At 49.8% G+C, this 11,393-nt stretch carries 12 protein-coding genes; 4 read left to right on the forward strand and 8 right to left on the reverse strand.

Going from position 1 to position 11,393, the window contains the following annotated elements; genetic code table 11:
- Positions 1–55: 55 nt before the first annotated feature.
- The 3 genes from BLQ88_RS07015 to BLQ88_RS07025 all read right to left on the reverse strand — a co-directional run bounded on the left by BLQ88_RS07015 (position 56) and on the right by BLQ88_RS07025 (position 2,168).
- Positions 56–316: a Txe/YoeB family addiction module toxin gene (locus BLQ88_RS07015; RefSeq protein ID WP_090147982.1), complete on the reverse strand. Its 261-nt coding sequence runs from the start codon at positions 314–316 to the stop codon at positions 56–58.
- Positions 313–513 carry a type II toxin-antitoxin system Phd/YefM family antitoxin gene (locus BLQ88_RS07020; RefSeq protein WP_090147983.1) on the reverse strand — a complete coding sequence of 67 codons (201 nt, stop codon included), beginning with the start codon at positions 511–513 and terminating at the stop codon, positions 313–315. Before BLQ88_RS07020 ends, BLQ88_RS07015 begins: the two co-directional genes overlap by 4 nt.
- 62 nt (positions 514–575) lie before the next feature.
- On the reverse strand, positions 576–2,168 hold the full coding sequence (locus BLQ88_RS07025; RefSeq protein ID WP_090147985.1) for a serine hydrolase domain-containing protein: 1,593 nt from the start codon (positions 2,166–2,168) through the stop codon (positions 576–578).
- 137 nt (positions 2,169–2,305) lie between these two features.
- Here BLQ88_RS07025 and BLQ88_RS07030 point away from each other — a divergent pair, with 137 nt between their 5' ends.
- On the forward strand, positions 2,306–3,463 hold the full coding sequence (locus tag BLQ88_RS07030; protein ID WP_090147986.1) for a DEAD/DEAH box helicase: 1,158 nt from the start codon (positions 2,306–2,308) through the stop codon (positions 3,461–3,463).
- A gap of 2 nt (positions 3,464–3,465) precedes the next feature.
- Here the strand turns inward: BLQ88_RS07030 and BLQ88_RS07035 are convergent, their stop codons facing one another.
- From BLQ88_RS07035 to BLQ88_RS07055, 5 genes are all read right to left on the reverse strand, one after another.
- Positions 3,466–4,578, reverse strand: a complete 1,113-nt coding sequence (locus BLQ88_RS07035) for a sialidase family protein (RefSeq protein WP_090147988.1) — start codon at positions 4,576–4,578, stop codon at positions 3,466–3,468.
- A gap of 58 nt (positions 4,579–4,636) precedes the next feature.
- On the reverse strand, positions 4,637–5,644 hold the full coding sequence (locus BLQ88_RS07040; protein ID WP_090147989.1) for an NAD(P)H-dependent glycerol-3-phosphate dehydrogenase: 1,008 nt from the start codon (positions 5,642–5,644) through the stop codon (positions 4,637–4,639).
- Between the two features lie 132 nt (positions 5,645–5,776).
- The gene (locus BLQ88_RS07045; protein ID WP_090147991.1) at positions 5,777–7,210 is read right to left on the reverse strand and encodes an efflux RND transporter periplasmic adaptor subunit; all 1,434 of its coding nucleotides are present in this window, start codon (positions 7,208–7,210) and stop codon (positions 5,777–5,779) included.
- Positions 7,211–7,260: 50 nt separating this feature from the next.
- Positions 7,261–8,745, reverse strand: a complete 1,485-nt coding sequence (locus tag BLQ88_RS07050; protein ID WP_090147992.1) for a TolC family protein — start codon at positions 8,743–8,745, stop codon at positions 7,261–7,263.
- 116 nt (positions 8,746–8,861) lie between these two features.
- Positions 8,862–10,097: a spore maturation protein gene (locus tag BLQ88_RS07055; protein WP_090147994.1), complete on the reverse strand. Its 1,236-nt coding sequence runs from the start codon at positions 10,095–10,097 to the stop codon at positions 8,862–8,864.
- A gap of 136 nt (positions 10,098–10,233) precedes the next feature.
- Here BLQ88_RS07055 and BLQ88_RS07060 point away from each other — a divergent pair, with 136 nt between their 5' ends.
- The 3 genes from BLQ88_RS07060 to BLQ88_RS07070 all read left to right on the forward strand — a co-directional run bounded on the left by BLQ88_RS07060 (position 10,234) and on the right by BLQ88_RS07070 (position 11,351).
- Complete coding sequence (locus BLQ88_RS07060; RefSeq protein WP_090147995.1) at positions 10,234–10,713, forward strand: hypothetical protein; 480 nt, start codon at positions 10,234–10,236, stop codon at positions 10,711–10,713.
- A gap of 99 nt (positions 10,714–10,812) precedes the next feature.
- Positions 10,813–11,016 (forward strand): helix-turn-helix domain-containing protein, encoded by a 204-nt coding sequence (locus BLQ88_RS07065; RefSeq protein WP_262485693.1) that lies wholly within the window; start codon positions 10,813–10,815, stop codon positions 11,014–11,016.
- Between the two features lie 2 nt (positions 11,017–11,018).
- On the forward strand, positions 11,019–11,351 hold the full coding sequence (locus tag BLQ88_RS07070) for a HipA N-terminal domain-containing protein (protein ID WP_090147999.1): 333 nt from the start codon (positions 11,019–11,021) through the stop codon (positions 11,349–11,351).
- The last annotated feature ends 42 nt before the right edge of the window (positions 11,352–11,393 follow it).

Raw genomic sequence — 11,393 nt, forward strand, 5'->3', positions numbered from 1 at the left:
GATTTTGAATGCTAATGTTAGGAAAAGTTTTTCGAGTTTCAGGATTTTGCTAAACTCACTTTTTGTAATGGAATCTACATTTCAATATCTTGATCGCATCAGGTGATACCGAATATACCAAGCGGTGCTCCTCGTCTATCCTGCGGGACCAATAACCGGAAAGATCTCCCTTCAACGGCTCGGGTTTTCCGATTCCATCAAAAGGAGATCTTTTGCAATCCTTTATCAATTCATTAATCCTTTTCAGGATTTTCCTGTCTGTCTGCTGCCAATGAAGGTAGTCTTCCCACCCTTCATCGTGAAAGAGTAGCTTCATTCTTCAATAAGCGCCCTTTCATGGAAATTCTTCCCACCATTTTCCAGGTCTGCGATCGCTCTGAGCAACCTTTCCCTATTTTCTTTGCTACTCAGCAAGTATTCCGTAGTATCCTGCTTTTCCCTCTTGGCTTTATCGACCTTGCTTTTACCAGCCATTGCCAGTTTCAGTTTACTCCAATCAACCGTTATTCTCATAGTGTGATGTGTATAAATTAGTTTATACAAATATAAAAAACTGAACTGACAATCAGCAGGCTCTATGCAATTGCCTTACCATTCAAAACAGGTCGCGGGTCTTTCGTATTGCCAATGATCGCGAGGCTTCTTTTGAACTCTACTTGCACATTTTCACCTTCAAACTTGCACCGCACGGTTTCGTAATGTGCGGTTTCGATGAAGCGCCAGGTCATTTCGAAGGTAGTATCGTCGATCCAGGCGCCGTTTGCGGCGATTTTGGTCTTTTTCTCTCCGGGAACGGGGGTTAGTACCAGTTTGAGCGGCATGGTCGATAAATCGGTAAGACCGATTTTCCAGTTACCCAAACCATTTGCCACAAGGTGTTCGCCTTTATCGTCGGTCACGCGGAAGAGACACCAGCCTTTGTCGAATTCGAAGGATACTTTATTAATTTTCAAATCATTATCCGCCAATTTGAACGACTTCCCATTCATTTTTGCCGCCAATTCGGAAGCAGGTTTTCCAGGCGTGAGCGGTAATGCGAGCGAGCCGATTTTTTTCTGCATTTCGGCTTGAACACCTTTATCGGCAGGCACACCCGTGGCCTTCACTGTCGGAAGGATGTGGTTCCAGACATGGTTCAAAATGCCTTGCATATCGCCGGTTTCACTGGTAATCGCTATCACCATGTCTTCCTTAGGCATTACAATGCAATATTGCCCGAAAGCGCCGTCGCCGCGGTAGGCACCATTGCGGCAGCGCCAGAACTGGTAGCCATAGCCTTGCTGCCAGTCGTCGTCCTCGGGCTTGCGGTTGCTGCCTTTGGACATAATATGCGAGCGCGTCGCCTCTTCCACCCACGCCGCGGGAAGAATGCGCTTGCCATTGTATTCCCCTTTTTGCAAATACAACTGCCCGAACTTGGCAATATCTTCCGTCTTCACCCGCAATCCCCAACCGCCGGTATTAATGCCTTTCGGATCCACTTCCCAGTCCACATCCTCGATCACCAACGGCTGGAATAGGCGTGGTTTGAGGTATTCGAGCAGGGTTTGGCCCGTCAGTTTCTGAATGATCGCCGACAGCATGTAGGTAGCCCCGCTGTTGTACACGAAAAACGTCCCCGGTTCATGCTCGACAGGCTGCGCCAGAAACGATTTCACCCAATTATCGCTACCCGATTCCCGCAATTTGCCGGTCGTGTCCTTATCGTGGCCTGTCGACATGCTGAGCAGGTCGCGCACGCGCATGGCCGCGAGGTTGGCACTAATGGTTGCAGGTTTGTCTTCCGGGAAAAACGAAACGACTTTATCGTCCACTTTCAGCTTCCCCTCTGCTACTGCAAAGCCGATGGCGCTGGAAGTGAAGCTTTTGCTAAGTGAGTATAAGGTGTGTTTCAAATCCGGCGCATAGGGCGCCCACCAGCCTTCGGCGACCACCTTTCCCTGGCGCAGTACCATCAGGCTGTGCAGGTTCAGCCGGTCGGTTTCGACGGCATTGGCAAAGTCCAGAATGCCTTTGGCCGACATGCCCTGCGCTTCCGGCGAGCTGCGCGGCAACTGTCCGTAGCTAAGCGACGAAGCCCAGGCCGACGCCGGGATTGCGCTGATTACACCCAATTGAAGGGCTCCAAACCCTAATTTTTGAAGGAATTCCCTGCGGTTGTATGACATGATCGTTATAAATGCTGGTGATCGAAAATTTCTGGCGAACCGGCGGACCGGCGAACCGGCGAACCGGCTCGCGGGCGGACAGTCAGCATTTGCGCAGGTAGTCTTATCTTTGCACCAATCACAAAACAAATGACCGCATGCCGGAGACCGCAACTTCCTTCCAATCGCTTGGATTGTCCGAACCATTACTAAAAACCATCGCTGAACAGAATTATACTCAACCGTATCCGATCCAGCAGGCCGCAATTCCAGCCATTTTGAAAGGAAATGATGTGCTCGGCATCGCCAAAACAGGCTCCGGCAAGACGGCGAGTTTCGTGCTGCCCATCCTGGAATCATTTCAAAACAGGCCGCCAGCGAAAAACCGCCACATTACGGCCCTGGTGCTCGTGCCTACGCGCGAGCTGGCGGTGCAGATCGGTACGGTGTTTCAGACTTTTGGCGAACGGCTTCCGCGTAAGGTGAAAACATTGGCGGTATTCGGCGGCGTGTCCATTAACCCGCAGATGATCGCATTGCAAAATGTGGAAATACTCGTTGCCACGCCGGGCCGCCTGCTTGAACTGCTATCGTACAAAGCACTCAGCTTGTCGGAAACGCGTATGCTGGTGCTGGATGAAGCCGATAAAATGCTGAATATGGGTTTTGCGGATGAAATGCGGGACATTTTCTTCCTGCTTCCCAAAAACCGCCAGAGCATTCTCTTCTCGGCAACTTTGGGCGACGAGGTCGATAAAATCAATAAAAACCAACTGAGAAACCCGATTCGGATCGAGATCGAGGAAGAAGAGCAGAATCTTGACCTGATCAAACAAACCGGCTACTTCGTCGATCCCGACCGGAAAGGGCCGCTATTGAGATATTTGATTAAATCACAGCAAATGAAACAGGTGTTGGTGTTCGTTTCGGCCACCCGGACGGCGGATAACCTTGTTGAAAAGCTGAAAAAGAACGGCATCGACGCTATGGCAATGCATGGACAAAAAAGCCAGGGTGCGCGCACCGAGGCTTTGAATAAGTTTAAATCCGGAAAATTGAATGTATTGGTGGCAACGGATCTGGCATCACGGGGTATCGACATCCAGTTTTTGCCCTATGTGATCAATTTCGAGTTGCCGCGCTCGCCGAAGGATTATGTGCACCGCATTGGCCGCACAGGCCGTGCCGAGAATCCGGGCGAGGCTATTTCACTCATTTGCCCCGAAGACGTCCATCACTTCAAGATTATCCAGAAAAAAATGGGTAAACGCGTTGAAATGATGGAGTCTTACGATATCGAGCTACACGGTTTTTAAAGCTATTTCTTCTTCGCCGCCAGCTCCACGATGTCCTTCTTGCTGCCGGTCCAGAATGCGATTTTACGGCGGTTATAAGTGTAGGTAACCGCCACCGAATCACCCCAGCTGATCACGGCCGGGTAGGAATATTCGTCTTCCTTTTTACCGGTCGCAATGTCGGTTTTGTCGGTCCAGTTCTGGCCGTCGTCGTACGAAAGGATCAGGGAAAGCGGTGAGCGGGAGCCCCAGTTGTGGTCGTCGGGATTGTAAGCGAGTACCAATGTGCCGTCGGAGAGTTTGGCAAGGTCGATACCGCTGTTTGGATTAGGCAATGCCGTTTTTTTAATGGTCGACCAGGTTTTACCGTTATCCTTCGAATCGCTGCGGCCGATCACGCCACCGGTCGTGCGCACAAGCATATGCACATTACCCGGCTCCGATTCCCACAATGTAGGCTGGATAGCGCCTTTTCCTTTGATCTCCGTCGTATCGATCTTGAAATACGGGCTTGCCGTCCAGGTTTTGCCCTTGTCCGTGCTGCGGTCTACAAAAACCTCCCAGCGGTTCACTTCATTGGAAGCACCTGCGAGCCAGTCGCCATTGGAAAGTTCGATCAGTTTATCCTTTACCGGCCCGCGGCCACCCTTGTCGCCTTTTACCAGTTCATAGGCTTCCGACCAGGTCGCACCGTTATCGGAAGAGGTTTTCACCCACGTTTCCCAATGTGCGATCTCCTTCCCTACTTTGAAATACAAAATCACCTTACCGTCGCCTGTCTTCTGCAAAACCGGGTTCCAATGCGCATCTTCCCGGATTTTGGCCACTTCAACCGGTTCGCTCCAATGGCCGGGACGACCTTTCGAAAGCCAGATACCCACGTCAGGGTTCTTCTCTTCCGTGCCCCCAAACCATGCAATCAGAAACTGACCGTCGTCGAGCCGCACCAATGTGGACGCGTGGCATTGCGGGAACGGACGCTGATCGCCGAAAACAAACTCCTTGTCATTGGTGAGTGAATCCAGTTTTTTGTCCTCCGCTGTTTCAGTCTGTTTCGAACCGCAGGATGTCATCACAATGGAGCCCAGCAGCAAAGTAGCCGCCAGCCACCTGGATTGCTTTTTGTATTGTAGCATGGATTAAAAGATAGGTTGAACGTTTTGCAGAATACCCGCACAAACTGGAAAAGGGCTATTATTTGAGCAACTTCTTCAATTCGTTCATCACCGCGGCGGGTGCGTGCTCTTCGTAAAGAATGCTGTAAACCGCGTTGGTAATGGGTAAATTAACGTGATAAGTCTTATTGAGCTCCTGGATACTCCTGGTAGCGTAATATCCTTCGGCAATCATCTTCATTTCGAGCTGTGCAGCTTTCACGCTATACCCCCGCCCGATCATATTCCCGAACAACCGGTTGCGGCTGAACTGCGAATACGCCGTCACGAGCAGATCGCCCAGGTACGCGGATGAGCTCAGGTTCCGCTCACGCGGATCGAGCGCCGTTACCAGGCTTCCGATTTCCTGCATGGCATTAGACACCAGCACGGCCTGGAAATTATCGCCATACCCGAGCCCGTGCGTGATCCCGCACGCAAGCGCGACGATATTTTTCATTACGGCTGCATATTCAACGCCGTACAGGTCGTCGAGCGCGTTGGCCGTTACGTATCGGCAGGTCATCAATTCCGCGAAATCCTCCGCTGCCGGGCATTCGGTCGACGCGATGGTGAGGTAGGATTGTTTTTCCAAAGCCACTTCCTCCGCGTGGCACGGGCCGGCGATCACGCAGGTATCTTTCATTTCGATGCCAAAAGCTTCCGCCGCCCAATCAGTAACGAGGGCATTCTGGCCCGGTACCATACCTTTAATGGCGGATACGATGCGTTTACCCTGCAAATGCTTCGCCGATAAATGCTGTAATGACTCCTGGATGAATGCGGCGGGAACCGCGAGGATAATGTAGTCCGCTCCTTTTACGGCGTCGGTGGTCTTTTCAAAAACCTTCACCTTCTTCGGCGAAAGTACCACGTCGCTGAGGTAGCTCGGGTTGTGGTTGAACTTGCGGATATGGTCGATATCCTTCTGGTTCCTAAGCCACCAGCGGATTTGAACGTGATTTTGTTCGCAAAGAATCTTGATCAGGGCAGTCGCCCAGCTTCCTCCGCCTATCACGGCAATTTTAGTATGATTTAAAAAACTCATCCGGCGGGAATGTCAGAATTTGGCTGAAATATGGGCCAAAATAGCTGAAAATAAAAAATCCTTGCAGCAAAGCCGCAAGGATTTTCCTTTTTAACCTAAACTAAATCGAACTTATTACTTTTTTACAACGCATCAGTTCGGGTTTTCATTTGATTTTTTTCCATCTTTTTTCGGTTCCTCCTTCTTTTTCTCAACCAGGTCACCGTTATTGAGGTTTTTGGATACAGCAATATACGGTCCGGAGATAATTTTGTCGCCGGGTTTCAGGCCCGAGAGGATCTCGATGTTCTCAAAATCGCTGATACCCGTCTTCACTTCCTTCATTTCCGCCTTGCCGGCTACGTCGATAAATACCACCTCCTTAATCACTTCCTGCTTCTTCGGTTTCTTCTCGTCGTCTTCCGCTGGCTGTGCATTGTTATTCGAACCGTCGCCCGAACCCGGGATCACCTGCGCAGTGCCTCCGCGCGTGGTAACGGCCGCGATAGGTACCGTCACTACACCATTTTTACGCTCGGTAATGATCTCCACCGACGCCGTCATCCCTGGTTTGAATGGGTAAGACTTTTTCGAACGCGCCGTCATCAGGTCTTTAAATGAATCATTCAGAATTTTCACCTTCACCTGAAATTCCGTCACAGCGTCCGCAGAAGTACTTGCTGCCGCGGTTGACGATGAGGAAAGCGATGCCAGGCCTGCTGCCGTGTTGGCGATTTCCTTCACCACGCCCTTGAACTTGCGGCCCGACGAACTGTAAGCGTCCACGTCGATTTCCGCAGTATCGCCGATCGAAACCCGCACGATATCGTTTTCATTCACATTCACACGCACTTCCATGTCGGCGAGGTTGGCAATGCGCATCATTTCGGTACCGGCCATTTGTGAAGTACCCACCACGCGCTCACCCGCTTCTACGTTCAGCAACGACACAATGCCGCTTACAGGCGCGAAAATGCTCGTTTTGCGCAGGTTTTCAGCCGCATCGCGCATACTTGCCTCGGCGCTCTTGATATTGAAAAGTGCGGCCGCCACGTTGGCTTTCGCCGATTCCACATCCTGTTGCGCCACGCCGAAGTTCGATGCGAACCCTTCGAAATCAGCCGATGAAATCACTTTGTCGGCAAAAAGCTTCTTATTCCGGTCAAAATTGGCTTTTGCTTGTACCAGCCGTGCTTCCGCCTGGGCTACCAATGCTTTGGTTTGCTCATAATTGGCTTTGCTCGAATTTACCGCAGCCTGCGCTCGGGCCATCAGGGATTCGTAGTTATCCGGACGGATTTTTAGTAACAACTGCCCTTTCACCACCGAATCACCTTCGGCGACATTCAATGCGATGATCTCACCAGAAACGTCCGGACTGAGCTTCACTTCCACTTCCGGCTGCACTTTTCCCGACGCACTTACCCGTTCGATGATATCCGATTTTTTGACAGTCGCGTATTCCACTTCGGTTGTTTTGGGTTTGCCGATCAGTCCGGCCTGTTTCGCCCCGAACAATCCACCGAAAAGTAGCACAACGACACCTCCCGTTATCCACCAGATCTGTTTCGAAGATTTACGTGCCATATTTTTTTGATTACAATTTTTTAGAGATAGTTGCTGATAGTACGGGAATTCTAGAAATCAGAGAGCGGTCGGTTCATATAGAAATCCAGGATTTTAGTCCTGAAAACGTAGTCATATTTAGTCTGAACGAGGTTGCCATTCGCTCTGTCGAGGTTGGCCTTGGCGATGTTGTACTCCACCGAGTTGATCGCGCCCACGTCGAAGCGCACTTGTGACACACGGAATGTTTCCGTCAATGCCCGCACCTGGTTTACGGTCGCCGAGTAACGTTTGGCAGCATTCGTCATGTCGATGTAAGCCTGTTCCACATTTTTGCGGATGGTCAATTGCACCTGCTGCGCCTGGTACTCGTAGGTCTTTTGCTGCAATTTGGCATTTGCCACATTGTATTTCGTCCTGAAATTATTGAAGATCGGGATCGACAGGTTTAGGTTAATCGCAGAGTTACGGTTGAAGTCGAGCTGGTTGAAATAGCGAAAATTCTGTGTGGAGCCGTTTGGAATCGTCACTCGCTGCATGATCGGGATCGTTTTGTTATCGATTACGATGAAGTCGGTCGGCGAAGGAAGTTCCTCGATGGTGTTTCCCGTACCATCTCCAACAAAGCGCTTTTTCGGCGCCGCACTGGAATAGGCCGTGTACACACCGCCATTCAAAGTCAGCGTCGGCATTCCTGCTCCTTTGGCGAGATCGACATTGATTTTAGACGCTTCGATCCGCATGTTGGCGGCCTTCATTTGCGGGAGGTTGTTCAATGCGGTCTCATAAATTTCCTGAATAGTCGCGTCGTAAGCCTGCATAGTGGGGTCCTTTACCGGAATTTTCACCACATTAATGACTTCGCTGCCCGGCATGTTCATGTATTGTTTCAAATTCAGTTTGGCCGTTTCCAGATTATTCTGGGCATTTACGAGGGAAAGTTCGTCGTTGGCCAACTGCGATTTCAGGTCGAGAAGATTGCTTTCCGCCAATGTACCTGCTTCCACAAGCTTGGTGGTACGTTCTACCTGCAATTGCGAGGCATCCACCTGCCGTTGCGCCACGATGATCAGTTCTTCATTGGTCACTACCTGCAAGTACGAAAGTGCCACATTGAGCATAATGTCGTTACGGGTCGCTTCCAGGTCTTTGGCGCTCGCCTGGTAGTTGGCGTTGTTGAATTTGATACTATTACTAATCTGAAAACCGCTGAAAAGCGTCACCTGTCCACCGAGCTGGTAGTTGTTCGAACTCACATTCTGCTGTACGAACTGGTTGGTGAACGGGTCGATGTTACGACCGGAACGGAAACCCTGGCTGGCGCTGAAACTGATGCTCGGCCACCGCTGCCATTTCGACTGCTCGTAGGTGTTACCATTGGTTTGCACCGTAATTTCCGATTGCTTAACCTGCGGGTTGGTTTCCAGGGCGATCCGGATGCAGTCCTCCAGCGAATAAGTATTCGCCGGTTGGCTCACATTTTGCTGCGCCAGCGACACTGTCATTCCACCGAACAATGCCAAAACCAGTGCGGAATAGCGTAAAGAATGAAACATAAGCGGTTTAGAGTTAGATGATCAATATTAAGGCTTACCTCAAAATGCGACCATCCATTTGGTACGGACGGTTGCATTTCCGTGGTAAAGGGCGATTTATTGCAGGTACTTTGGGATCAATGGAAAAAGAGGTAGCCGAGCCAAATTCCCGCGATGACGCCTATGAAATCGGCGATCAGGCCCGCTACAATGGCGTATCTCGTATTCTTGATCCCAACCGAGCCGAAATAGAGCGCTACGATGTATAATGTAGTGTCCGCCGATCCCTGGAAAATACATACCAGCCTTCCTACGAATGAATCGGGGCCAAATTCCTTCATCGCGTCGATCATCAATGCACGTGCGCCGCTGCCGCTGAGGGGTTTCATCAATGCCACCGGCAATGCGTCGGTGAAATCGGTATTCATGCCTGTTGAAGCAAATACCCATTTCAAGCCGTCGATCAGGTAGTCCATCGCCCCGCAGCTGCGGAATGCGCTGATCGCCACCAGCAACCCTACCAGATAGGGAATAATGGTAACCGAAGTGGTGAATCCGCCTTTTGCGCCCTCGATGAATGCTTCGAAAACATTGACCTTTTTATACATCGCCCAGGCAAGGAATCCCGCGATCACAAAAAGCAGTACCGAATTTCCCGCCAGGATTGAAATCGTTTCTATCTGCTCTTTCGGCAAACCGGATAAATACCACAAGATCAGTGCGATCATCGCCGTCACGCTGCCGAGGCCAAGCATTACTGTCCGGTTGAAGAGGTTAATCTTCTGCCAGGCCGCCGTGATAATCATAGCCACCACCGTAGTCACATACGTACCTACCACGCAGGGAATGAACACATCAGAAGGGCTCTCAGCACCCAGGATCGCCCGTTGCGCGATGATCGAGAGCGGGATGATCTGCAAACCGGAAGTGTGCAGTACGAGGAACATAATCTGTGCATTGGAGGCTGTATCCTTGCTCGGGTTCAGCTCTTGCAGGCTTTGCATAGCCTTCAAACCAAACGGCGTCGCTGCATTATCGAGGCCGAGAAAATTCGCGGAGAAGTTCATGATCATCTGGCCATTGGCCGGGTGATCTTTGGGGACTTCGGGAAAGAGTTTGTTGAAAAATGGGCCTATAAATCTGGCGATTACGTTGATAATCCCTGCTTTTTCACCCACATTGAGGATGCCCAGGAAGAATGTCATTACACCCGTGAGCGGCAATGCGATATCCATCACAGCCGTTTCGGCCATTTTGAGCATCCCTTCTGTAATGGCTTTGAAGGTTAGCACATCTCCTGTAAAGATGAATTGCAGGAATGCTATCAGAAAGGCGATGACAAAAAAAGCAACGAAAATGTAATTTAAAGCCATGTCAGGTTAGGGGGTGCGAAAGGCGGGATTAGTAATGATTTGTTTATAATGCATTGAGTAAAATATTTCTTTTAATGCAAATAACAAAGGTATATTGCAAACAGGTAGACCTATCAACAAACCTCAACGATTTTCCATGAAGCGTTACAGCTTTTTACTCCTCCTGGCACTATTGTGCTGCAACAAGCCCAAAAACAACGGTGAAACCGCCTCGTCCAACAGCGACGAACCCACGAAAGCCATCAACGACACCATCCCGCTCACGCGCGAAAAAGTAGAAAACAGCCCGGTAGCGAGTTACAGTGAAAAAGTCAAAGACGAGCTCAACGACTGGCGACTAGCGGTAGACGTGTACGAAACGAAACAGACCTTTAAATTCCTGATGAAGATCGAATATATGGTCCAGGAAGCGGAGGACACGCTCACCATCCCCAATTTCGGCATCATGCCCAAAGTAGAAATCCGTAAAGGCCCCGAGAAAGAATCCTGCATCGTAGGCTTTCTGGACAAGCAGGGAGAATTTAAAGAGTACAAGCTGATTGCTTTGAAAGAGAAGCAGTTGAAGATTTCGACTTTGAAGTATTATGGGCGGGCGCGGTATCGGGTGAGTAAGTGAGAGCTTAAAGGTATATAGGAGCAAAAAAGGTGCACAAAAATGCACCTTTTTTGCTTAAATGATCAGATATGTTTAGTTTAGCTTAAAAAGAGCATTCTATTGCACCTTGGTAATACAATAAGGAAACGACGCAAGAGCCTTCGCATTACACAAAATGTGCTGGCCGACATTTCCGGCGTAGGATTGAGAACCCTAAAACAGCTGGAACAGGGAAAAGGCAATCCAACATTCGATACTTTGGAAAAAATTGCCGATGTGCTTGGAATGGAAATGGTGCTTCAAATCAAATCTATGGATGCATAATCATGAGGCAGGCGGATATTTTGTACAAAGGAGAGGTCGCCGGTCTGCTTACACAGCACAACGACGGCACATTCAGCTTCACCTACAACGAAGCGTGGATGTCGAACAGCCAAAAACCTGCCGTTAGCCTCACATTGCCTAAAATTACCCGACCATATCATTCCGAAACGCTGTTTCCTGCTTTTATTAATATGCTACCGGAGGGGTTCAATAAACAGATCATCTGCAAATCGTTGAGAATAGATGAAAATGACTATTTCGGCCTTTTGCTGAATGTCGCAGAGCATGACGCCATCGGAGCCATTACCGTAAAACGCACAGCTGACTCTGCATGACATTGCCGGTAATTAAATACTGTCCCGGTACGCTTGCCCCGG

The organism is Dyadobacter soli (assembly GCF_900101885.1).
Lineage (GTDB): Bacteria > Bacteroidota > Bacteroidia > Cytophagales > Spirosomataceae > Dyadobacter > Dyadobacter soli.